Annotated in this window: 21 protein-coding genes and 2 tRNA genes; 5 read left to right on the top strand and 18 right to left on the bottom strand. The window is 57.0% G+C overall.

The annotated features are described in order from the left end of the window. Nucleotide 1: 1 nt before the first annotated feature. From pnp to rlmE, 15 genes are all read right to left on the bottom strand, one after another. On the bottom strand, nucleotides 2–2,146 hold the full coding sequence (gene pnp / locus BSP75_RS17615) for a polyribonucleotide nucleotidyltransferase (protein ID WP_042060109.1): 2,145 nt from the start codon (nucleotides 2,144–2,146) through the stop codon (nucleotides 2–4). Between the two features lie 168 nt (nucleotides 2,147–2,314). Then, nucleotides 2,315–2,584: a 30S ribosomal protein S15 gene (gene rpsO / locus BSP75_RS17610; RefSeq protein WP_005326646.1), complete on the bottom strand. Its 270-nt coding sequence runs from the start codon at nucleotides 2,582–2,584 to the stop codon at nucleotides 2,315–2,317. A 147-nt stretch (nucleotides 2,585–2,731) separates the two neighbouring features. Continuing rightward, the gene (gene truB / locus BSP75_RS17605) at nucleotides 2,732–3,691 is read right to left on the bottom strand and encodes a tRNA pseudouridine(55) synthase TruB (protein ID WP_042060107.1); all 960 of its coding nucleotides are present in this window, start codon (nucleotides 3,689–3,691) and stop codon (nucleotides 2,732–2,734) included. A gap of 1 nt (nucleotide 3,692) precedes the next feature. Beyond that, a complete protein-coding gene (gene rbfA, locus BSP75_RS17600; protein WP_042060105.1) occupies nucleotides 3,693–4,130 on the bottom strand; it encodes a 30S ribosome-binding factor RbfA in 438 nt (145 codons plus the stop codon). A 55-nt stretch (nucleotides 4,131–4,185) separates the two neighbouring features. After that, nucleotides 4,186–6,882, bottom strand: a complete 2,697-nt coding sequence (gene infB / locus BSP75_RS17595; RefSeq protein ID WP_075114051.1) for a translation initiation factor IF-2 — start codon at nucleotides 6,880–6,882, stop codon at nucleotides 4,186–4,188. Nucleotides 6,883–6,902: 20 nt separating this feature from the next. After that, nucleotides 6,903–8,405 (bottom strand): transcription termination factor NusA, encoded by a 1,503-nt coding sequence (gene nusA, locus BSP75_RS17590; protein WP_005338808.1) that lies wholly within the window; start codon nucleotides 8,403–8,405, stop codon nucleotides 6,903–6,905. 14 nt (nucleotides 8,406–8,419) lie between these two features. Then, the gene (gene rimP / locus BSP75_RS17585; protein WP_042060102.1) at nucleotides 8,420–8,878 is read right to left on the bottom strand and encodes a ribosome maturation factor RimP; all 459 of its coding nucleotides are present in this window, start codon (nucleotides 8,876–8,878) and stop codon (nucleotides 8,420–8,422) included. Between the two features lie 166 nt (nucleotides 8,879–9,044). Further along, nucleotides 9,045–9,121: transfer RNA gene (locus BSP75_RS17580), tRNA-Met, on the bottom strand. A gap of 92 nt (nucleotides 9,122–9,213) precedes the next feature. After that, nucleotides 9,214–9,298, bottom strand: a tRNA-Leu gene (locus tag BSP75_RS17575). Nucleotides 9,299–9,307: 9 nt separating this feature from the next. Continuing rightward, nucleotides 9,308–9,634: a preprotein translocase subunit SecG gene (gene secG, locus BSP75_RS17570; RefSeq protein ID WP_075114050.1), complete on the bottom strand. Its 327-nt coding sequence runs from the start codon at nucleotides 9,632–9,634 to the stop codon at nucleotides 9,308–9,310. Next, nucleotides 9,635–10,399: a triose-phosphate isomerase gene (gene tpiA / locus BSP75_RS17565; RefSeq protein WP_058052387.1), complete on the bottom strand. Its 765-nt coding sequence runs from the start codon at nucleotides 10,397–10,399 to the stop codon at nucleotides 9,635–9,637. A gap of 131 nt (nucleotides 10,400–10,530) precedes the next feature. Next, nucleotides 10,531–11,865 carry a phosphoglucosamine mutase gene (gene glmM, locus BSP75_RS17560; RefSeq protein WP_075114049.1) on the bottom strand — a complete coding sequence of 445 codons (1,335 nt, stop codon included), beginning with the start codon at nucleotides 11,863–11,865 and terminating at the stop codon, nucleotides 10,531–10,533. A 15-nt stretch (nucleotides 11,866–11,880) separates the two neighbouring features. Then, nucleotides 11,881–12,726: a dihydropteroate synthase gene (folP, locus tag BSP75_RS17555; RefSeq protein ID WP_075114048.1), complete on the bottom strand. Its 846-nt coding sequence runs from the start codon at nucleotides 12,724–12,726 to the stop codon at nucleotides 11,881–11,883. Between the two features lie 59 nt (nucleotides 12,727–12,785). After that, nucleotides 12,786–14,732 (bottom strand): ATP-dependent zinc metalloprotease FtsH, encoded by a 1,947-nt coding sequence (ftsH, locus tag BSP75_RS17550; RefSeq protein WP_075114047.1) that lies wholly within the window; start codon nucleotides 14,730–14,732, stop codon nucleotides 12,786–12,788. 45 nt (nucleotides 14,733–14,777) lie between these two features. Further along, nucleotides 14,778–15,407 (bottom strand): 23S rRNA (uridine(2552)-2'-O)-methyltransferase RlmE, encoded by a 630-nt coding sequence (rlmE, locus tag BSP75_RS17545; RefSeq protein ID WP_033137773.1) that lies wholly within the window; start codon nucleotides 15,405–15,407, stop codon nucleotides 14,778–14,780. Nucleotides 15,408–15,504: 97 nt separating this feature from the next. Between rlmE and yhbY the strand changes: the two genes are divergently transcribed. Next, complete coding sequence (gene yhbY / locus BSP75_RS17540) at nucleotides 15,505–15,801, top strand: ribosome assembly RNA-binding protein YhbY (protein WP_005338829.1); 297 nt, start codon at nucleotides 15,505–15,507, stop codon at nucleotides 15,799–15,801. Between the two features lie 103 nt (nucleotides 15,802–15,904). Continuing rightward, nucleotides 15,905–16,486 (top strand): PilZ domain-containing protein, encoded by a 582-nt coding sequence (locus BSP75_RS17535; RefSeq protein ID WP_075114046.1) that lies wholly within the window; start codon nucleotides 15,905–15,907, stop codon nucleotides 16,484–16,486. Between the two features lie 70 nt (nucleotides 16,487–16,556). On the opposite strand, the gene greA is transcribed toward BSP75_RS17535, so the two are convergent. The 3 genes from greA to pomA all read right to left on the bottom strand — a co-directional run bounded on the left by greA (nucleotide 16,557) and on the right by pomA (nucleotide 18,850). Further along, nucleotides 16,557–17,033, bottom strand: coding sequence for a transcription elongation factor GreA (gene greA / locus BSP75_RS17530; RefSeq protein ID WP_005338833.1), 477 nt, complete (start codon nucleotides 17,031–17,033; stop codon nucleotides 16,557–16,559). A 156-nt stretch (nucleotides 17,034–17,189) separates the two neighbouring features. Beyond that, nucleotides 17,190–18,083: a flagellar motor protein MotB gene (locus tag BSP75_RS17525; RefSeq protein ID WP_075114045.1), complete on the bottom strand. Its 894-nt coding sequence runs from the start codon at nucleotides 18,081–18,083 to the stop codon at nucleotides 17,190–17,192. 8 nt (nucleotides 18,084–18,091) lie between these two features. Beyond that, complete coding sequence (gene pomA, locus BSP75_RS17520; protein ID WP_042060088.1) at nucleotides 18,092–18,850, bottom strand: flagellar motor protein PomA; 759 nt, start codon at nucleotides 18,848–18,850, stop codon at nucleotides 18,092–18,094. A gap of 211 nt (nucleotides 18,851–19,061) precedes the next feature. Here pomA and xseB point away from each other — a divergent pair, with 211 nt between their 5' ends. The 3 genes from xseB to dxs are packed head-to-tail and all read left to right on the top strand — an operon-like array spanning nucleotide 19,062 to nucleotide 22,094. Beyond that, nucleotides 19,062–19,313 carry an exodeoxyribonuclease VII small subunit gene (xseB, locus tag BSP75_RS17515; protein ID WP_075114044.1) on the top strand — a complete coding sequence of 84 codons (252 nt, stop codon included), beginning with the start codon at nucleotides 19,062–19,064 and terminating at the stop codon, nucleotides 19,311–19,313. Further along, entirely contained in the window at nucleotides 19,314–20,204 is an 891-nt protein-coding gene (gene ispA, locus BSP75_RS17510) for a (2E,6E)-farnesyl diphosphate synthase (RefSeq protein ID WP_005343523.1), read from the top strand. 21 nt (nucleotides 20,205–20,225) lie between these two features. Continuing rightward, a complete protein-coding gene (dxs, locus tag BSP75_RS17505; RefSeq protein WP_075114043.1) occupies nucleotides 20,226–22,094 on the top strand; it encodes a 1-deoxy-D-xylulose-5-phosphate synthase in 1,869 nt (622 codons plus the stop codon). Nucleotides 22,095–22,102 lie beyond the last annotated feature (8 nt).

Here is a 22,102-nt window from a genome sequence, read left to right as displayed (position 1 = left end):
ATTACTCCGCAGCAGGCGCTTCTTCAGCGGCCGGAGCAGCCTCAGCAGGTGCAGCCGCTTCGGTCGGGGCGTTCGCTTCCTTGATGGAGAGACGTACGCGGCCCTGACGATCCACTTCCAGTACCTTCACCTTGACCACGTCACCGATGGTCAGGTGGTCAGCCACGTTCTGTACGCGAGCGTCGGTGATCTGGGAGATGTGTACCAGACCATCTTTGCCCGGCAGGATGTTGACGAATGCACCGAAATCGGCCAGACGGACAACTTTACCTTCATAGATGCGGTTCACTTCGATCTCGGCGGTGATGGCCTCGATGCGACGGATCGCTTCCATGGCGGCTTCGTTGGCCACGGCGGAGATACGTACAGTACCGTCATCATCCAGCTCGATGTTGGTGCCGGTCTCTTCGGTCAGCGCACGGATCACGGAACCACCCTTACCAATCACATCCTTGATCTTCTCGGGATTGATCTTGATGGTGTGGATACGCGGTGCGAAATCGGAGATCTGGGCACGCGGAGCCTGGATAGCTTCATCCATCACTTTCAGGATGTGCAGACGAGCGCCACGAGCTTGCTTCAGCGCAATCTCCATGATCTCTTTGGTGATGCCTTCGATCTTGATGTCCATCTGCAGCGCGGTGATACCTTCGGTAGTACCGGCCACTTTGAAGTCCATGTCGCCCAGGTGATCTTCGTCACCCAGGATGTCGGACAGCACCACGAAACCTTCTTCTTCCTTCACCAGACCCATAGCGATACCGGCAACGGAGGCCTTGATCGGCACACCCGCGTCCATCAGCGCCAGGGAGGAACCACAGACAGAGGCCATGGAGGAGGAACCGTTGGATTCGGTGATTTCAGACACCACGCGCACCACGTACGGGAACTCGGCGGCGCTCGGCATCACCGCAGCAACGCCGCGCTTGGCCAGACGGCCGTGACCGATTTCACGACGCTTCGGGCTACCCATCATGCCGGTCTCACCGACGCAGTATGGCGGGAAGTTGTAGTGCAGCATGAAGCGATCGGCACGGTTGCCGGTCAGCTCGTCGATGTTCTGCGCGTCACGCTCGGTACCCAGAGTGGCAACCACGATGGCCTGAGTTTCACCACGGGTGAACAGGGCAGAGCCGTGAGCACGGGGCAGAATGCCGGTACCTACGCTCAGGGCGCGGATCATTTCCGGATCGCGACCATCGATACGCGGCTCGCCACGTACTACGCGACCACGAACGATGCGGCTTTCCAGGCTGTGGAACTCTTCGCCGATCTTCTTGGCATCTTCTTCCACGCCGGACGCAATAACTTGCTCAACCACACGGCCCTTGATGGCAGCGATGGTTTCATAACGTACAGCCTTCTCGGTGATGCGGTAGGCTTCACCCAGCTCGGCAGTCGCCAGCTCGGCAACCTTGGCTTTCAGCGCTTCGTTGACGGCAGGCGGAGTCCAGTCCCACGGCTTGGTGCCGACGGCAGCGGCAAACTCGTTGATCGCATTGATCACAGTCTGCATCTGGTCGTGACCAAATACCACGGCGCCCAGCATCACCTCTTCGGAGAGGATGGCCGCTTCGGACTCAACCATCAGTACTGCGTTGGCAGTACCGGCAACCACCAGATCCAGATCGCTCTGCGGCAGTTCGGTGGTGGTCGGGTTCAGCACATACTGACCGTTCATGTAACCCACGCGGGCTGCCGCAATCGGGCCGCCAAACGGGATACCGGAGATGGCCAGTGCAGCAGAGGCACCGATCATGGCAACGATGTCGGGGGATACGGCCGGATTCACGGACATAACGGTCGCAACGACCTGAACCTCATTGAGGAAGCCTTCCGGGAACAGCGGGCGAATAGGACGGTCGATCAGACGGGAGATAAGGGTCTCGCCTTCGCTCGGACGGCCTTCACGACGGAAGAAACCACCCGGGATACGACCAGCAGCATAGGTACGCTCCTGATAGTTGACGGTCAGCGGGAAGAAATCACGGCCGTGATCGGCCTCTTTCTTGCCAACTACGGTCACAAATACGCAGGTATCGTCCATGCTGACCATTACGGCCGCAGTGGCTTGACGGGCCATCACACCGGTTTCCAGAGTGACGGTGTGTTGACCGTACTGGAATGACTTTACAATAGGATTCACGTGAATTTCCTTTTTACAATTTGGCTCTTTAAATTCGCGCACAAGTATACTTGATTCGATGCAAAAGGTAAGCGGCGACGCGAATTCTGTGAGGCAGGCAACGGCTTGAAGAGCAATAAAAAAAGGGGAACCTGATGGTTCCCCTTTTTCGCGAAATCTGATGGTCGATTAACGACGCAGACCCAGCTTGGCGATCAGAGCAGCGTAACGCTGAACGTCTTTACGCTTCAGGTAGTCCAGCAGCTTACGACGCTGGGAAACCATGCGCAGCAGACCGCGACGACCGTGGTGGTCCTTGGAGTGCTCTTTGAAGTGACCTTGCAGATGGTTGATCTGGGCAGTCAGCAGGGCAACTTGCACTTCGGGGGAGCCAGTGTCGTTGGCGCAACGAGCGTTGTCAGCAACGATGGAAGCTTTGATCTCAGCATTTAGAGACATGGTATTACTCCGGTAGAGTGTTTAAAGGTTCACAGCCAATCTCTAATTCAGCCGTGAAATGAGGGCGGTATCATAATCGTCCCCGCCCCTTTACGCAATGATAAAGACGCGCGCAGGCAAAGTGATACCGATACCGCCCGAGGAGGATCACTCCTCGTTGTTATCGTCGTGATAACGCACCAGTCGCTTGGGCGCGACGCGGCCATCATCATCAATCTCGCCAACCCCGATGAACTCGCGCTCCGGGCCGACCGTCATGCGAACCTGACCGCTTTGCGGCGCACCGGCCACCTGCACAGCCTGGCCCTGATTCACATAGGCAGCCACAACGGCCAGCATGTTCACCTCTGGCAGGGAAGCCACGGCGGTGTCCATCGGCAGCAACAGCGGATCCAGCTGCTCACGCGGCGGGATGCTCTCGGCCTTGGCCTGCTCGAAGATGCACTCGAGTTGCTCAAGCGTCAGCATCCGATCATACGGATAGCTGGCAACCTGGGTACGACGCAGTTGGGAGACGTGAGCACCACAACCCAGCACTTCACCCAGATCATCCACCAGAGAGCGGATGTAGGTGCCCTTGCTGCAGTGCACTTCGAGGCGCACTTCATCACCTTCAAAGCTCAGCAGTTTGAGCTCGAATACGGTGATGGGACGGGCTTCGCGCTCAATCTCGATGCCTTCGCGGGCATATTCGTAGAGCGGACGACCGTTGTGCTTGAGCGCCGAGTACATGGATGGCACCTGCATGATCGGACCGCGGAACTGGTCCAGCGCCTCGATCAGGGTACCGACTGCCACGTTCACCGGACGGGTGGAGACCACCTCGCCATCGGAGTCGCTGGTGTTGGTGCGCTCGCCCAGCTTGGCGGTCACCTCATAGCGCTTGTCCGCTTCCAGCAGATACTGGGAGAACTTGGTGGCCTCGCCGAGGCAGATCGGCAGCATGCCGGTTGCCAACGGGTCCAGTGCGCCGGTGTGACCGGCCTTGGCTGCGTTGTAGATGCGCTTGACCTTCTGCAACACATCGTTGGAGGTCAGGCCGGTCGGCTTGTCCAGCAGCAGAATGCCGTGCACATCACGGCCCTTGAAACGACGTCTTCGGGTCATCTCAGGCTTTATCCTCAGTCGTATCATCCGGTGCGGATTCAGCTTCTTCGTCACGGCCGGATTCGGCCATGCGACGCTTGTCTTCACGCACAGTGTTGGTCACCAGGTTGGAGAGACGCATCCCCTCGACTAGGGTCTGGTCGTAGTAGAAACGCAGCTCGGGCACCACGCGCAGACGCATGGCGCTGCCCAGTAGGCTACGGATATATCCAGCTGCTTCGGTCAGACCCAGCAAGCCTTCCTTGATGCGCTCGGCATCATTTTCCAGCTGCAAGAAGGTGACGTAAATCTTGGCATAGTTGAGGTCACGGGACACTTCCACATCGGAAACGGTCACCATGCCGATACGCGGGTCTTTCACCTCGCGCTGCAGGATCAGCGCGATTTCACGCTGGATCTGCTGTCCGACCCGACGGGTCCGGCTGAATTCTCTGGCCATATTCTATCCTGCGATAAAAGGGGGCCGCGGCCCCCTATTTTGTCTGACTCTTGGCTTACAGAGTCCGTTGAATTTCAACAGTCTCGTAAACTTCGATCTGGTCGCCTTCGCGCACGTCGTTGTAGTTCTTGACCGCGATACCACACTCGTAGCCATTACGAACTTCGTTGACGTCATCCTTGAAGCGGCGCAGGGATTCCAGCTCGCCTTCATAGATAACCACGTTGTCACGCAGAACGCGGATACGGTTGGAACGCTTGACCACACCTTCGGTGACCATACAGCCGGCAACGGCGCCGAACTTCGGAGACTTGAAGACGCTACGCACTTCAGCCAGACCGATGATCTCCTGACGATACTCAGGGGCCAGCTTGCCGCTCATGGCCTGCTTCACTTCGTCGATCAGGTCATAGATGACTGAGTAGTAACGCAGATCCAGGCTCTCGGATTCGATGACCTTGCGCGCAGAAGCGTCGGCACGGACGTTAAAGCCCACCAGGATGGCGCTGGAAGCAGCTGCCAGGGTCGCGTCGGTTTCGGTGATACCACCTACGCCGGAACCCACGATCTTCACCTTCACTTCGTCGGTGGAGAGTTTGACCAGCGCATCGCAGATCGCTTCCACAGAACCTTGTACGTCGGCCTTGATCACCACGTTCACTTCGGACACTTCGCCCTCGGTCATGTTGGCGAACATGTTTTCCAGCTTGGCCTTCTGCTGGCGAGCCAGCTTGACTTCGCGGAACTTGCCCTGACGGTAGAGCGCCACTTCACGGGCTTTCTTCTCGTCACGGACAACGGTGGCTTCATCACCGGCAGAGGGAACACCGGACAGACCGAGGATTTCCACTGGCAGGGACGGACCCGCTTCCTTGATCTCGCGACCCAGTTCGTCACGCATAGCGCGAACACGGCCGTACTCGAGACCACACAGCACGATGTCACCCTGACGCAGGGTACCTTCTTGTACCAGTACGGTAGCAACCGGACCACGACCTTTATCCAGGAAGGATTCGATCACCACGCCGTTGGCCATGCCATCGACTACCGCTTTCAGTTCCAGCACTTCAGACTGGATCAGGATGGCTTCCAGCAGATCGTCGATGCCTTCGCCAGACTTGGCGGATACGTGCACGAACTGGCAGTCTCCACCCCAATCTTCGGACATGACGTTGTAACGGGCCAGCTCGGTCTTGACGCGATCCGGATCCGCTTCCGGCTTGTCGATCTTGTTGACCGCAACAACCAGCGGCACAGCGGCTGCCTTGGCGTGCTGGATTGCTTCGATGGTTTGCGGCATGACGCCGTCATCGGCAGCAACAACCAGTACCACGATATCGGTCGCCTTGGCACCACGAGCACGCATGGAGGTAAACGCCGCGTGACCCGGAGTATCCAGGAAGGTGATCATGCCACTGTCGGTTTCGACGTGGTAAGCACCGATATGCTGGGTAATACCACCGGCTTCGCCAGCAGCAACCTTGGCTTTACGAATGTAGTCGAGCAGCGAGGTCTTACCGTGGTCAACGTGACCCATGATGGTCACGACCGGTGCGCGCGGCTTGGCTTCGGAGGTCTCGTCACGATCGGACAGTACCGCCTCTTCCAGCTCGTTCTCACGACGCAGCACAACCTTGTGACCCATCTCCTCGGCGACCAGCTGAGCGGTCTCCTGGTCGATCACCTGGTTGATGGTGGCCATGGCACCCATCTTCATCATCGCCTTGATGACTTCAACGCCCTTGACGGCCATCTTGTTGGCCAGCTCGGCCACAGTGATGGTCTCGCCGATGACGACGTCGCGGTTCACCACGGCAGCCGGCTTGTTGAAGCCGTGCTTCATGGCGTTCGGCATGGCGACCTTGCCACGCTTGCCTTTACGGGCACGCGGGTTGCGAGAGTCGCGGTCATCTTCACGACGACCAGCCTTTTTCGGGGCTTTGACCGCTGCGGCAGCGGTACGACGACTGGTCTCTTCCTTCCGATCCAACTCGTCTTCTGCGGCTTGCGCATGCTTGTTGGTGGTCAGGTGGTAGTCGCTGCTCTCTTTGGCGCGAGCGGCCTCTTCTTCAGCCCAACGGGCCGAGTTCTGTTCCGCCATGAGACGAGCCTCTTCGGCTTTCTTCGCGGCGAGTTCTTCAGCTTTTTGCAAAGCTGTTTGTTCCTGTTGGCGCTTCAGTTCTTCTGCTTCGCGCTTGGCCATCTTTTCTGCCTCTTGCTGAGCTGTGCTACTGGCTGCTTTGGCGGGCTGTGGAGCCTGTCGAGCCTTTGATTGTGCCTCGATCCGCGCCTTTTCCTCAGCTTCACGACGAGCTTGCTCAGCCTCACGGCGAGCCTTCTCTTCAGCGTCGAGGCGAGCCTTGTCTTCGGCCTCACGACGAGCTTTTTCTTCTGCTTCCAAACGCGCTGTTTCCTCGGCTTCCGCCTGACGCTGTTCATCTTCCAGCGCCGAGCGTCTTACATAGGTGCGAGACTTGCGCACTTCTACCTGCACTTCCTTGTTCTTGCCGCCAGACCCCTGAACACTGATGGTGCTCTTGGTCTTGCGCTGCAAGGTCATGCGGGCAGGAGCGGCGACCTCGTCACCTCCATGCTGTTTCTTCAGGTGTGCCAGCAGAGCCTGTTTCTCAGACTCGCTAACCATGTCGTCGGCCTTGCTCTTGCTGATACCGGCATCGACAAACTGCTGGAGAAGACGATCAACCGGTGTGTCGATGTCAGTGGCAAGTTGTTTGACTGATACTTCTGCCATTCATTTTCCTCCGTTTGATCTTACTCGGACTGCTCTTCTCCGAACCAACAGATATTGCGAGCAGCCATAATGAGCTCACCTGCCTTCTCGGCAGTCAGCCCTTCAATATCAGCAAGGTCATCGATACCTTGCTCAGCCAAATCTTCCAGGGTGCCCACGCCACGGCCCGCCAGAGCGTAAGCCAGTTCGCGGCTCAGACCGTTCAGATTGAGCAGCTCTTCGGACGGCTCGACGCCATCGAAAGACTCTTCTTTGGCCAGCGCCTTGGTGGTCAGGGCATCTTTGGCGCGCTTGCGCAGCTCTTCGACCATGTCTTCATCCAGACCGTCGATAGCCAGCAGCTCGTTGACCGGAACAAAAGCGATCTCTTCCAGAGTAGAGAAGCCCTCTTCCATCAGCAGACCGGCGAAATCGTCGTCGATGTCCAGGGTGCTGGTGAACAGGTTCATGATGCGGTCGTTTTCGGCCTGGTGCTTGGCACGCATGTCCTCAACGGTCATCACGTTCAGCTCCCAACCGGTCAGCTGGGAGGCCAGACGCACGTTCTGACCATTGCGACCGATGGCCTGCGCCAGGTTGGCAGCTTCCACGGCGATATCCATGGTGTGGTTGTCTTCATCAACGATGATGGAGGCCACATCGGCAGGCGCCATGGCATTGATCACGTACTGGGCCGGGTTGTCATCGTACAGCACGATGTCGGCACGCTCACCGCTCAGCTCGGCGGAGACAGCTTGCACACGGGCACCACGCATACCGATACAGGCACCGATCGGGTCGATACGACGATCGTTGGTCTTCACCGCGATCTTGGCGCGGGAACCCGGGTCACGGGCAGCGCCCATGATTTCGATCATCTCTTCACCGATTTCCGGTACTTCGATACGGAACAGTTCTTTCAGGAAGTCCGGGCTGGAACGGCTGACAAACAGCTGGGAACCACGGGCTTCCGGACGAACTGCGTAGAGCAGGCCACGGACACGGTCGCCCGGGCGGAAGGTTTCACGCGGCAGCATGTCATCACGGAAGATCACGGCTTCAGCATTGCTGCCCAGATCCAGGATGACGTTGTCGCGGTTGCTCTTCTTGACCACACCACTGATGATGGTGCCTTCTTTATCTTTAAACTGATCAACTACTTGTGAACGCTCGGCTTCGCGCACTTTCTGCACGATAACCTGCTTGGCGGTCTGGGTAGTGATACGGTCGAAGGTCACAGAGTCGATCTGGTCTTCAACATACTCACCGATCTGGATTTCCGGCTGATCAATCTGCGCCGCTTCCAGGGTGATTTCAGCGTAAGGGTTCTCCATCGCGGCTTGATCCGCAATGACGACCCAGCGGCGATAAGTGTCGTAGTCACCGGTCTTGCGATCGATCTCGACCCGAACTTCAATCTCGCCTTCATATTTCTTCTTGGTCGCAGTCGCCAGCGCGGTTTCCAGAGCCTGGAAAATCTTCTCGCGGGGTACCGCCTTCTCGTTGGATACTGCGTCAACGACCAGCAAAATCTCTTTATTCATATCCGATAGCCTCGTTAACCAAAGTTCGGCACTATGTTCGCTTTTTGGATATTGGTGAAAGCCAACACGTCGTCCTTACCATCTACTGTCAGGGTGATCATGTCGCCTTGCACAGCTTTGATTACGCCTTTGAACTTGCGGCGGTTATTTGTTGCCATCCGAAGCGTTACCGCCGCCTCTTGGCCAACGTATTTTTCGAAATGGGCAACCTTGAACAGCGGACGATCCATGCCGGGGGAGGATACCTCGAGGTAGTACTCCTCGGTGATGGGATCTTCGACGTCCATGATGGCGCCAACCTGATGGCTGACCTCAGCACAGTTCTCGACAGTCACACCCTGCTCGCCGTCGATATAGACACGCAAGGTGGAGTGTTTACCCGCACGGATAAACTCAATACCCCAAAGTTCAAAACCCAAGGCAACGACCGGAGCCTCGAGCAGATCGGTCAAACGTTGTTCCAACGTAGCCAAAGTCACCCTCCGAAAAACAAAAAAAGGGCATAAAGCCCAGATAGAGATCGATACAGAGTAAATTGCACATAACAAAAAGCCCCGATGTCAAATCGGGGCTTGGCGCTTTACCCTGATTGTCGCCTCGCAGCGACCGCCTTCCTGAGCGTAGGAAATGCGTGAAATTTGGTTGCGGGGGCCGGATTTGAACCGACGACCTTCGGGTTATGAGCCCGACGAGCTACCATGCTGCTCCACCCCGCGTCCGAAATCGTGCGAGATTATAGCCATTTCAATCTATTCATACAAGAGTGACTGGCTATAATACACTCGGTTACCCGAGCTCACTACTTAATTGGTGCCGTGGGCGGGACTCGAACCCGCACACCCTAGAGCACTACCCCCTCAAGATAGCGTGTCTACCAATTCCACCACCACGGCAAAACTCACTTACTGGGGAACGTCAGTATCTTTGTTCACTGGCGCTTTGGTCTGCTCAACCTGTTGGGTTTGTTGCATATTTTCCCACTCACTACCCTGTTTTACCTTGTTGCTGGACATAGATCCGAGCACCAGGCTGATAACGAAAAACAGAGTAGCCAAAATTGCTGTTGTTCGGGTCAGGAAACTGCCTGAACCACCGGAGCCGAATACTGTGTTCGATGCCCCTGCGCCGAAGGAGGCGCCCATATCAGCCCCTTTACCTTGCTGAATCATCACCAGACCAATCAAAGCCAGTGACACCAACAGATAAACGACTAAAAGAATCTCGTACATTTAACTTGCACCCTTTGCCGCTTCAACAATTCCTAAAAACGCATCGCTATCGAGGCTTGCTCCGCCAATCAGTCCGCCATCAATGTCGGGCTGGGCAAACAAATCTCTCGCATTGGTCGGCGTTACGCTCCCACCATAGATGATTCTAACTTTCTCACCTATTACCGGAGTATCCTCCGCCAAGCGACCACGTATAAAGGAATGAACCTCTTGTGCCTGCTCGGGTGTGGCGCATTTACCTGTACCTACAGCCCAAATCGGCTCGTAGGCGATGATAGCATTATCGAAAGCCATCGCGCCATTTTTCTCTATGACGATATCCAGTTCTTCGGCGATCACCTCGAAGGCTCTTCTCGCCTGCCTCGCTGCACCTGACTCACCTAAACAGAGGATGGGAATCAAGCCTGCCGCTCTGGCTGCCGCAAACTTCTCTGCGACGATAAAACTGGTCTCACCAAAGAGACGCCTGCGCTCGGAGTGCCCTACCAATACGTAACGACACCCTGCCTCAACCAGCATCTGACACGAGATTTCTCCTGTGTAAGCGCCAGTGTCGTGCTGACTCACATTCTGAGCCCCCAACTTTATTACTTTCTGCTCATTGAGCAGTGAAGCGGTAAAGTCGAGATGCACATGGGAAGGACAGAGAACCACATCTACTTTTCCGTCAACGCCGTTCAGACACTGACTCGTAAACTGCTCTAACTGCGACCTACTACCGTGCAACTTCCAGTTGGCTGCTACAAACGGCTTGCGATGTCCCATCGGCAACTCCCTTGCGAAAGCGGGGCTGATAATATCCAGAGGATGCTCAGCTGACAAGTGCTATTTTTAAATTTTCGAATCGTTTGAACAAGATACAACCAGGGCGGCTAAAAAGCCGCCCTGGTTGTTCATTAAAACGCCGATTCGACCTGTTTGGCGATGCGTTGAGCCATGTCACGCACCTGCGGTTCATGCTCACCTTCTACCATGACCCGGATCAGCGGTTCGGTACCGGATTTACGCAACAGCACGCGGCCACGACCCGCCAGCTCCTGTTCCACCTTGGCAACCTCATCCATGACAGCATCAGCAGCCAGCGGATCCTTGCCTTCGGCAAAGCGAACATTGACCAGTACCTGCGGGAACTTGCTCATGCCGGAGCGCAGCTTGGCCAGCGGCATCTCGGCACTGCGCATGGCGGTAAGCACCTGCAAGGCGGCCACGATGCCATCACCCGTGGTGGTCTGATCCAGACAGATAATGTGGCCGGAGTTCTCGCCACCGATGCGCCAGCCCTTCTCTTCCATCATCTCCAGCACGTAGCGGTCACCCACCTTGGCACGGGCAAACGGAATGCCCAGGGTCTGCAGTGCCAGCTCCAGGCCCATGTTGGCCATCAGGGTGCCGACGACACCGCCTTTGAGGCGACCATTACGCAGGGCATCGCGCGCGATGATATAGAGCACTTCGTCACCGTCGATGAGATAGCCGGTATGGTCAACCATGATAAGACGGTCACCATCACCATCGAAGGCCACCCCCAAATCTGCCTTGCACTCCTGCACCTTGGCAACCAGCGCCTCGGGCGCAGTCGAACCGACACCATCGTTGATGTTGAGGCCATCCGGGGCACAACCCATGGTGATCACGTCGGCACCCAGCTCGCGGAAAACCGACGGCGCAATGTGGTAAGTGGCTCCGTGGCCACAGTCGACCACCATTTTCACCCCATCCAGATTCATGTGGGAGGGGAAGGTGCTCTTGCAAAATTCGATATAGCGACCGGCGGCATCGTCAATGCGCACCGCTTTGCCAAGCTCGGCAGACTCGACGCACTTGAGCTCGTGATCCAGCTCGGCTTCGATAGCCAGCTCGACATCATCGGGCAGCTTGGTGCCGTCGGCGGAGAAGAACTTGATGCCGTTGTCATAGAAGGGGTTATGAGAAGCGCTGATGACGATGCCGGCTTCGGCACGGAAGGTGCGAGTCAGATAAGCCACCGCCGGTGTTGGCATCGGCCCCATCAGAATTGCCTTGAGGCCCGCCGCGGAGAGCCCCGCTTCCAGCGCAGACTCCAGCATATAGCCAGAGATGCGGGTATCTTTACCAATCAGCACCTTTTTGGTGCCCTTCTTGGAGAGCACCTTGCCGGCAGCCCAACCTAATTTCATCACGAAATCAGGAGTGATCGGGAATTCGCCAACCTTGCCGCGCACACCATCGGTACCGAAATACTTTCTTGCCATTGTCTGTTCTCTTTATTATCTGGAAATAAAATCTTGTCCCGTCATTGCCAGCCAACCGACGCGCAATGCGTCCATGGTCTCCCGTACATCGTGTACCCTGATGATGCGAGCCCCATGCTGCATGCCGATAAGGGCGCATGCCAGACTGCCCGCCAGACGCTCATCCACCGGACGGCCCAGCAGGTTGCCTATCATAGACTTTCGCGACATCCCCACCAATAGCGGCAAGTCATAATCAAGCAGTTCCTTTTGAGCCGCCAACAGCTGATAGTTGTGTGCAAGGGTCTTGCCAAAGCCATATCCCGGATCCAGCAACAGGTCTTCACGACGGATCCCGACTGCCAGACAAGCCGCAATGCGTTCATCAAAAAAGGCGCGCACCTCCCCGATCAGATCGTCATAGTGGGGCTCGACCTGCATGGTTCGCGGCTGCCCCTGCATATGCATCAGGCAAACAGGAACAGCAGCCTCTGCCGCTGCCTGCAGTGCTCCCGGCTCTTGCAGCGCCCGCACATCGTTGATCAGATGGGCACCCGCCTTGCAACCCTCCCGCATCACTGCCGCTTTGGAAGTATCGAGGGAGATCATCACGTCCAGCTCACGGACCATCTGTTCCACGACAGGAATGACCCTGTCCAGCTCCTCCTGCTCGCTCACATCGGGCGCACCAGGACGGGTTGACTCGCCACCGATGTCGATGAGGGTCGCACCGTCAGAGACCATCTGCCGCGCATGGGCCATCGCCCGTTCAAACTGGTTGAAATTGCCGCCATCGGAGAAGGAGTCGGGCGTTACATTGAGGATCCCCATCACATGGGGACGATCGAGGGAGAGGCTAAGGCCCTTGCTGGTTAACTGCATTTTCACGTCCATCTAATAAAGAAAAACCCCGGGCAAGCCCGGGGTTTGGAGAGTCACGATTATTTGGCCGGAGCGTCGTTGGCTTTGTCGATAGTGACATCCGCCACCTGAGCAGCCTCATCTGCTGGCTTGGCCTCGGCAGCCACGGTGGAACCGCCTTGCGGGGTATCACCGTGCTCGTCATGCCAGTTGCTCGGAGCACGAACCTCGCGACGCGCCATCAGATCATCGATCTGTTTGGCGTCGATGGTCTCGTACTTCATCAGCGCATCTTTCATGCTGTGCAACACGTCCATGTTATCCAGCAGGATCTGCTTGGAACGGGCGTAGTTGCGGTCGATGACCTGCTTGACCTCGGCATCGATAACGCGAGCGGTATCGTCGGACATATGCTTGGCCTTGGCCATGCTGCGACCGAGGAACACTTCACCATCTTCTTCCGCGTAGAGCATTGGGCCGAGACGCTCGGACATACCCCACTGAGTGACCATCTTGCGTGCAATCTCGGTCGCCCGCTCGATGTCGTTGGAAGCGCCAGTCGATACCTTCTCGGCACCGTAGATCAGCTCTTCCGCCAGACGACCACCGTACAGGCTGGAGATCATGGACTCCAGGTGCTGCTTGGAGTGGCTCCAGCGATCCTGCTCCGGCAGATACATGGTCACACCCAGTGCACGACCGCGCGGAATGATAGAGACCTTGTACACAGGGTCATGATCCGGCACCAGACGACCAATGATGGCGTGACCGGCTTCATGATACGCAGTCATCTCTTTTTCGGACTCTTTCATCACCATGGAGCGACGTTCTGCACCCATCATGATCTTGTCCTTGGCCTTCTCGAACTCAGCCATGGAGACCACTCGGCGGCTCTCACGGGCAGAGAAGAGGGCTGCTTCGTTGACCAGGTTGGCCAAATCCGCACCGGAGAAACCGGGGGTACCACGGGCAATCAGCGCCGGATTGACGTCATCCGCCAACGGAACTTTGCGCATGTGCACTTTCAGGATCTGCTCACGACCACGGACATCCGGCAGACCGACCACAACCTGACGGTCGAAACGGCCCGGACGCAGCAGAGCCGGATCCAGTACGTCAGGACGGTTGGTGGCAGCAATGACGATGATGCCTTCATTGCCTTCAAAGCCGTCCATCTCGACCAGCATCTGGTTAAGGGTCTGCTCACGTTCATCGTGACCACCACCCAGACCGGCGCCACGCTGGCGACCGACCGCATCAATTTCATCGATGAAGATGATGCAGGGGGAGGATTTCTTGGCCTGTTCGAACATGTCACGCACCCGGGAGGCACCGACACCGACGAACATCTCCACGAAATCGGAACCAGAGATGGTGAAGAACGGTACCTTGGCCTCGCCCGCTATGGCCTTGGCCAGCAGGGTTTTACCTGTACCGGGAGGACCAACCAGCAGCACACCGGTCGGGATCTTGCCACCCAGTTTCTGGAATTTGCTCGGGTCGCGCAGATAGTCGACCAGTTCCTTCACCTCTTCCTTGGCTTCATCGCAACCTGCAACGTCAGCAAAGGTAGTCTTGATCTGATCTTCGCTCATCAGGCGAGCCTTGCTCTTGCCAAACGACATGGCACCTTTGCCACCGCCGCCCTGCATCTGACGCATGAAGAAGACCCAGACACCGATCAGCAGCAGCATCGGGAACCAGGAGATGAAGATAGAGGTCAACAGAGACGGCTCTTCCGGCTTCTCGCCCATCACTTTGACATTGTGATTGAGCATGTCGTTGAGCAGCTGGGGATCCGGCGCAGGGATGATGGTGGTGAATCGTTCACCAGTACGCTTGACGCCATTAATGACCTTACCGTCCATCCGCACTTCACGGATCTGCTCTTGGGTCACCTCTTTAACGAAGCTGGAGTAGTCCAGCTGGCGACTGGTGGTATCGCTGGGGCTGAAGCTATTGAACACCGACATCAAAACGACGGCGATGACCAGCCACAGGATTAAGTTTTTCGCCATGTCACTCAAATCAGTAACCTCGCAGACTGACAGTTAACGATGAAGGTTAGGGTACTACAGTTTAAAACCGGTAGCCACAATGTAGACTTCCCGTGATCTGGCGCGGGATGAGTCTGGTTTACGAATTTTGACGGCGGAGAAAAGTTTACGAATTTCATTGAGATAGGCATCAAAGCCCTCTCCCTGAAACACCTTCACCACGAAACTGCCGTCACTGCGCAATACCTGATTGCACATGTCCAGCGCCAGCTCGACCAGATACATGGCGCGAGCCTGATCCACCTGCTGGGTACCGCTCATGTTGGGCGCCATATCAGACATCACCACATCGACCTTGTCGGGACCCACTCGCTCCAGCAAGGCGCCAAGCACAGTTTCCTCCCGAAAGTCCCCTTGCAGGAAATCGACACCAGCAATGGGATCCATCGGCAAAATGTCACATGCGATGACGCGACCCGAATCACCAACCTGTTCAACCGCGAACTGGGACCAACCACCGGGGGCGGCTCCCAAATCCACTACGGTCATGCCATTTTTCAGCAAGCGATCCTTGCCCTGGATCTCGTCAATCTTGAAAACAGCACGAGAACGCAGGCCCATTTTCTGGGCTTTTTTGACGTATTGATCGTCGAAATGTTCTTTTAACCAGCGAGTTGAACTGGGGGAACGTTTTTTCTGGGTCATGATAATCGACTTTAAAAAACCACAAGGGTTATTAGTATTAAGGGCTAAGTGGGGGTAGAATACGCCCCTTTCAACCCTGACTTATGAAGAAATTGCGATGATTCTCAACAATAAACAGAAACAGTACCTCAAGGGCCTTGCCCATAGCCTCAAGCCTGTCGTCCTGCTGGGTCAGCATGGTCTGACCGAAGGTGTACTGGCCGAGATCGATCTGGCACTGAACCATCACGAGCTGATCAAGGTTAAGGTTGCCTCTGAAGATCGCGAAATGAAACAACTGGTTATGGATGCTATCGTCCGTGAAACCGGTTCAATCAAGGTGCAGAGCATGGGTCATGTGCTGACCATTTATCGTCAAGCCAACGAACCCAAAATCCAGCTGCCCCGCAAGTAAAAGGAAAGAGCATCGCTCTTTCCTTATTCCACTTCTTCCCGAGTCGCTTGCCAAAGTAGTCGCAAAGCCCTTAACCTGCGATGAATACTTCCGGACACGCATTATGGCTCACCATCCCATTCTGACCGACGATGAGCTGGCCATGCTGCGGGACTTGGGGAGCAATCAGGACCCCCATGTTCTGAGTGGTCACCTCGATGCCCCCATGCTTGGCTTGCTGCAAAAAGCCGAACACCTTGTACTCGAAGCTCGCTTCGCATGCCATCAGCTGCGTTTTCCTCTGACATTTACCCAAGGGGAAGACGGCTTTGTCGAGCCTCGGCTATCTGCACCTGTCATCAGGGAGCTGGGATTTGCGCAACCGCGCGCCTGGCGTCTCACCCAAAAAGCCAAGCTTTGCAGCGAACTGGGCCTGTTTCAGGTGCTCAGTCTCTCCCTCAATGGCCTCATCGTGGAAAATTTGCCCTTCGACATGGTGGCCGATACGCCCATCAACGGCGAGCTCTGTATCGAGCAAGAGGCCCCTTTTCCACTGCAGGGACGACTGGTAAGGCGCATCAAGGTAAATGCCAACCATGCCACCTGGGCGCTGAGCTTTCAGATGAGCGAGAGCAACATAGAACGGCTGCGCCACTGGCTGTTCCAGCGTCATCAGGACGCCTTTACCGAGGCGTATCTGTCCTGATCAGTCGTGATACCGATAAAGACAAACAGGGGAGCGCCAGCCCCCCTGTTTCATCCTCTGTGGCATTCGCTTAGATATAAGCGACTTCCAGCACTTCGTACTCCACATCACCGCCCGGCGTCTTGACGATAGCGACATCGTCCACTTCCTTGCCAATCAGGGCACGAGCAATGGGTGAGTTGACGGAGATGAGGTTCTGTTTGATATCAGCCTCATCGTCACCCACGATGCGGTAGACCACCTCTTCCTCTGTCTCGCTCTTGAGCAGAGTAACGGTCGCGCCAAAAATCACACGGCCGTTGTTGGTCATCTTGGTGACGTCGATCACCTGGGCATTGGAGAGCTTGGCTTCAATCTCCTGGATGCGCCCTTCACAGAACCCCTGCTGCTCGCGAGCGGCATGGTATTCGGCGTTTTCCTTCAGATCGCCGTGCTCACGGGCATCGGCAATCGCTTCGATAATCTGGGGACGAAGCTCGGTCTTGAGATAATCGAGCTCTTCGCGCAGCTTCTCAGCGCCGCGAACAGTCATCGGAGTATGATTCATAGTCGAAACCTGGGTTGCTTGAAAATAGAAGCTGCGGCTATCTGCAAGGAGGCCGCAGCAATCGGTTCGGATGAGGCATCTTAATATGAAGCCAACACAAAATCCACGTCAGCCCCCTGATGCAGATCCCACTTGCGGCATCGTCATTACTCTCGCCTACTTCCCTTCCGGCACTGAAATGGGCGCCGATACGGTCGGTTTGCCCTGCATGATGGCGATCTCCACCCGCCGGTTCATCCGACGATTTTCCGGAGTGGTGTTGGGCACCAGTGGCTGGGAATCCGCCATCCCCTGCACCACCAGCCGCCCCGGATCAAAACCGGGGACCTTGATCATCTGGTGCGCCACCGCCACCGCCCGTTGCGATGACAGCTCCCAGTTGGACTGGAACAGCTCATCTTCGGTCGCCACGTTGTCGGTGTGACCGGAGATGGTGATTTCCCCCGGCACATCCTTAAGCAGGGTCGCCACCTTGCGAATGACTGGCCAGAACTGGGGCTGCAGAAACGCCGAACCGGCCGGGAACGACGCTTTTTCCCTGATCCGAATAATGATCTGCTGGCCCAGCGCCTCAATCTCGATGGCGCCATCCTGGATCTGATCTTTCATCTGCTCGGCAAGGGCTTTTGCCAGGGTATTGGACTGCTGCTGCGCCTTCTGTGCATCCTGAGCGGTATCGCCCCCCGTCTGCTTGCCATCACTCTTGTCCTGACCACCGGCCTGATCCGACTCGCCGGGCAGAAATTCCAGCTCGGTCTGGGTCATATCGATGGTCTGCTGCATCACGGTATCAATGGGCGTGGGCTCCGGGCGGCCGGGCCTGAACTCCTGGGCGATCACCGAGGTTCCCTTGGGAATATCTTTCACTTCGAGGATGTTCTGTACACCGAATGCCTTGTCCATGGAGCCGGCTATCTGCTTGAACTTCTGCACATCCATCTCGGCAAAAGAGAGCAGCAACACGAAGAAGCACATGAGCAGCGACATCAGGTCGGCAAAGGTGCCCATATAACCGGGCAGCCCAGGTGGCGGGCACTTGCAATCAGACATAGCGCCCCCTATTCGGTGCCGGTATTACGTTTGGACTGGTTCAGATAGTTCTGCAGCATGGACTGGATCACCCGCGGATTCTGACCATCCTGAATCCCCATAATCGCATCGAGGATCAGGGTACGACTGAGTTTCTCCTCCCCGCTGCGCAGTTCCAGCTTGTCGGCGATGGGAATCGCTATCATGTTCGCCTCAATCGCACCGTACAGGGTGGTGAGCAAGGCCACCGCCATCGCCGGACCGATCGACTTGGGGTCACTCATGTTGGCCAGCATGGCCACCAGGCCCACCAGAGTACCGATCATACCCATGGCCGGGCCCAGATCCCCAAGGGTACGGAAAACCTTGATGGCAATGACATGGCGCTCTGCTGTCAGGTCAATATCCTTTTCCATCACGGCACGCACCACATCGGCATCGTGACCATCCACCAGCATGTCGATCCCTTTTTTCATAAATGGATTGGGGATCTCTGCGGCCTCCAGTGCCAGAAAACCCCCTTTGCGAGCCGCGTCAGCCAGTTCAACGGCTTTGGTGATCAGGTCTTCAAGCTTGTCGCCCTTGTACATAAAGGCTTTACCCGCCACCTTGAATGCCATCAGGAACTGGCCAATGTTGAACTTCATCATGGCGATGAAGATGGAACCCAATATGGTGATGTAGACCGATGGCATATCCACGTACATACTCATGGGCCCGCCCAGCAGCATGCCGTACACCACCACCCCGAAACCCAGCACTATCCCTATAAGACTGCCTAGATCCACGTCCCTACTCCTGTCACCGGTTCTTATGTCTATTTATAGTTTGTTGAATTTTCTGCTATTGCGACCCATGCGGCAAGCATGCATCCACTGAGAATGATGGCTCATTATCGGCCAGTTTAGCGAGAGTTTGAGGGGGCAGTGCTTTTCTGCCTCCCCCCTGTGGACGGTCGATGTTAATATAAGCCGTTTTTTTCAATCCCCGAGGATGGACATGGCCAGTAAAAAAATCGACCGCCTGAGTTTTGATGCCACTCTGGAAGAGCTGGAAACCATCGTTCATCAGCTGGAACAAGGTTCCCTACCCCTGGAAGAGGCGCTCAAGCAGTTCGAGCAAGGCGTTCATCTGGTACGGGCCGGTCAGCAGAAGCTGGAACTGGCCGAACAGAAGATCCAGATCCTGCTCAGTCAAGCCGATGGCAGTGACCAGCTCGCCTCCTTCCAGCCAGAACAAGGAGAGGAGTGAGTGGCGCTGGACCATTTTTCCCGTCTGCATCGTCAGCGTATTGACGACTGTCTGTCAGCACAACTTGAATCCTTGCCCGCCATGGCGCCGCGTCTGCGCGATGCCATGAGTTACGGCCTGCTGCTGGGCGGCAAGCGGGTTCGCCCGTTTCTGGTCTACGCGGTCGGCGAGATGCTGGGCGTCAAGAGCGAACTGCTGGATGGCCCCGCGGCGGCCGTGGAGTGCATCCACGCCTACTCCCTGCTGCACGATGACCTGCCCGCCATGGATAACGACGACCTGCGTCGCGGTCAGCCAACCGTTCACAAGGCGTTTGACGAAGGAACTGCCATTCTGGCCGGTGATGCGCTGCAGACCCTGGCGTTCTCCATTCTGGCCGACCACCCCATGCCCGATACCTTGATGGCCAACCGGGTGCGGATGCTGAGTACCCTCGCCCGCGCCTCCGGCTATCTGGGTATGTGTGGCGGTCAGGCGCTGGATCTGCAGGCCGAAGGGCGCCAGATCTCGCTCGCCGAGCTGGAGCAGGTACACCGTCACAAGACCGGTGCGCTGATTGAGTGCGCCGTGGCGCTCGGCGCCCTGTGCAAAGCCGATGTCGATGACGCCACACTGGCTGCGCTGCAAACCTACGCCGCAGCCATCGGGCTGGCCTTCCAGGTGCAGGATGACATCCTCGACATCACAGGTGATACCGCCACCCTGGGCAAGCCGCAAGGTTCTGACCTGGCGCTGGAGAAGAGTACCTATCCTGCCCTGCTCGGACTCGAAAATGCCCGTGAGCTGGCTCGCGAACTGCATGGGAAAGCCTTAACAGCCCTGCAATCCTTGCCCTACAATACGGACATTCTGGAAGCGTTTGCCGATTACATCATCGAGCGAACCCACTAAACGCTGGATAACAGTAACAATATGAGCGTTGATATTAGCAATTTCCCCAACCTGGCCCTCGCGGACACTCCGGTCGAGCTGCGTTCCTTGCCCAAAGATCGGCTGCCGGTGCTGTGCAACGAGCTGCGCGAATATCTGCTGCGCTCTGTCAGCCGCTCCAGCGGACACTTTGCCTCCGGTCTCGGCACGGTCGAACTGACCGTGGCCCTGCACTACGTCTACAACACCCCGTTCGATCGGCTGATCTGGGACGTGGGCCATCAGGCCTATCCCCACAAGATCCTGACCGGGCGCCGTGACCAGATCCACACCATCCGTCAGAAAGACGGTCTGCACCCCTTCCCCTGGCGTGGCGAGAGCGAGTATGACGTCCTCTCCGTCGGCCACTCCAGCACCTCCATCGGTGCAGCGCTCGGCATGGCGGTTGCCGCCGAGAGCGAAGGGCTGGGCCGCAAGGTGGTAGCGGTGATCGGTGACGGTGCCATTACCGCAGGGATGGCCTTTGAAGCGCTCAACCACGCTGGCGATGTGCACAAGGACATGCTGGTGATCCTCAACGACAACGAGATGTCCATCTCCGAGAATGTCGGCGCTCTCAACAACCATCTGGCCCGGGTCATGTCCGGCAAGCTCTACACCACCATCCGCGAAGGCGGCAAGAAGGTGCTGGCGGGGCTGCCACCGGTCAAGGAGCTGGCCAAGCGGGCCGAAGAGCACCTCAAGGGGATGGTGGTGCCAGGCACCCTGTTCGAGGAGTTCGGCTTCAACTATATCGGCCCCATCGACGGTCACGATATCGAGGCGCTGGTCGAGACCCTGCGCAATATGCGCAACCTCAAGGGCCCGCAGCTGCTGCACGTCAAAACCAAGAAGGGCAAGGGTTACGAGCCGGCAGAGAAAGATCCCATCGGTTATCACGCGGTGCCCAAGTTCAATCCGGACGAGTGCTCCCTGCCCAAGGCGAGCGGTGCCAAACCCACCTTCTCCGCCATCTTTGGCCAGTGGCTGTGCGACATGGCCGCCAAAGACGAGAAGCTGGTCGGTATCACCCCCGCCATGCGTGAAGGCTCCGGTCTGGTGAAATTCAGCCAGCAATATCCGGATCGCTACTTCGACGTGGCGATTGCCGAGCAGCATGCGGTCACGTTCGCCGCAGGCCTTGCCATTGCCGACAAGAAGCCGGTGGTCGCCATCTATTCGAGCTTCCTGCAGCGTGCCTACGATCAGGTGATCCACGATGTGGCTCTGCAAGATCTGCCGGTGCTGTTCGCCATCGACCGGGCCGGTCTGGTGGGTGCCGACGGCCCGACCCATCAGGGGGCGTTCGATATCAGCTTCCTGCGCACCGTGCCCAACATGGTGGTGATGACACCATCCGACGAGAATGAGTGCCGCCAGATGCTCTATACCGGCTATCTCCATCAGGGCCCTGCCGCGGTGCGCTACCCGCGCGGCAGCAGTCTGAGTGATGCTCCCATCTCGTCAGAGATGCAGGCGCTGGAGCTTGGCAAGGGACGTATCCTGCGAGAGGGCAAAGGTACAGCTATTCTGGCCTTTGGTACTCTGCTGCACCACGCGAAAGCGGCCGCAGAGGCACTGGATGCCACTCTGGTGGACATGCGCTTCGTCAAACCGATGGATGAGGCACTGGTGCTGTCGCTAGCGGCCAGCCACGATCACTTCGTCACTATCGAAGACAACGCCATCATGGGCGGCGCCGGTTCGGCGGTGAACGAACTGCTGATGCGCAGCAAACAGTGCAAGCCGGCGCTCAACCTCGGCCTGCCGGATCGCTTCGTTGAACAAGGCACCCAGCAGGAGATCTATGCCCTGCTCGGTCTGGACGATACTGGCATCCAGCGCAGTATCGAAACCTGGCTGCAAGCCTGATAAATACC

The sequence above is a fragment of the Aeromonas sp. YN13HZO-058 genome (assembly GCF_001921245.1).
GTDB lineage: Bacteria > Pseudomonadota > Gammaproteobacteria > Enterobacterales > Aeromonadaceae > Aeromonas > Aeromonas allosaccharophila.
The sequence above is the reverse complement of the archived record's forward strand: the minus strand, read 5'-3'. Positions and strand labels throughout refer to the sequence as shown.

Bases quoted from the DNA above. Each gene is read 5' to 3' on its own strand.
- rpsO (WP_005326646.1), bottom strand. From the start codon at position 2,584: ATGTCTCTAAATGCTGAGATCAAAGCTTCCATCGTTGCTGACAACGCT.
- truB (WP_042060107.1), bottom strand. From the start codon at position 3,691: ATGACCCGAAGACGTCGTTTCAAGGGCCGTGATGTGCACGGCATTCTG.
- rbfA (WP_042060105.1), bottom strand. From the start codon at position 4,130: ATGGCCAGAGAATTCAGCCGGACCCGTCGGGTCGGACAGCAGATCCAG.
- infB (WP_075114051.1), bottom strand. From the start codon at position 6,882: ATGGCAGAAGTATCAGTCAAACAACTTGCCACTGACATCGACACACCG.
- nusA (WP_005338808.1), bottom strand. From the start codon at position 8,405: ATGAATAAAGAGATTTTGCTGGTCGTTGACGCAGTATCCAACGAGAAG.
- secG (WP_075114050.1), bottom strand. From the start codon at position 9,634: ATGTACGAGATTCTTTTAGTCGTTTATCTGTTGGTGTCACTGGCTTTG.
- tpiA (WP_058052387.1), bottom strand. From the start codon at position 10,399: ATGGGACATCGCAAGCCGTTTGTAGCAGCCAACTGGAAGTTGCACGGT.
- glmM (WP_075114049.1), bottom strand. From the start codon at position 11,865: ATGGCAAGAAAGTATTTCGGTACCGATGGTGTGCGCGGCAAGGTTGGC.
- folP (WP_075114048.1), bottom strand. From the start codon at position 12,726: ATGCAGTTAACCAGCAAGGGCCTTAGCCTCTCCCTCGATCGTCCCCAT.
- rlmE (WP_033137773.1), bottom strand. From the start codon at position 15,407: ATGACCCAGAAAAAACGTTCCCCCAGTTCAACTCGCTGGTTAAAAGAA.
- yhbY (WP_005338829.1), top strand. From the start codon at position 15,505: ATGATTCTCAACAATAAACAGAAACAGTACCTCAAGGGCCTTGCCCAT.
- BSP75_RS17535 (WP_075114046.1), top strand. From the start codon at position 15,905: ATGGCTCACCATCCCATTCTGACCGACGATGAGCTGGCCATGCTGCGG.
- greA (WP_005338833.1), bottom strand. From the start codon at position 17,033: ATGAATCATACTCCGATGACTGTTCGCGGCGCTGAGAAGCTGCGCGAA.
- BSP75_RS17525 (WP_075114045.1), bottom strand. From the start codon at position 18,083: ATGTCTGATTGCAAGTGCCCGCCACCTGGGCTGCCCGGTTATATGGGC.
- xseB (WP_075114044.1), top strand. From the start codon at position 19,062: ATGGCCAGTAAAAAAATCGACCGCCTGAGTTTTGATGCCACTCTGGAA.
- dxs (WP_075114043.1), top strand. From the start codon at position 20,226: ATGAGCGTTGATATTAGCAATTTCCCCAACCTGGCCCTCGCGGACACT.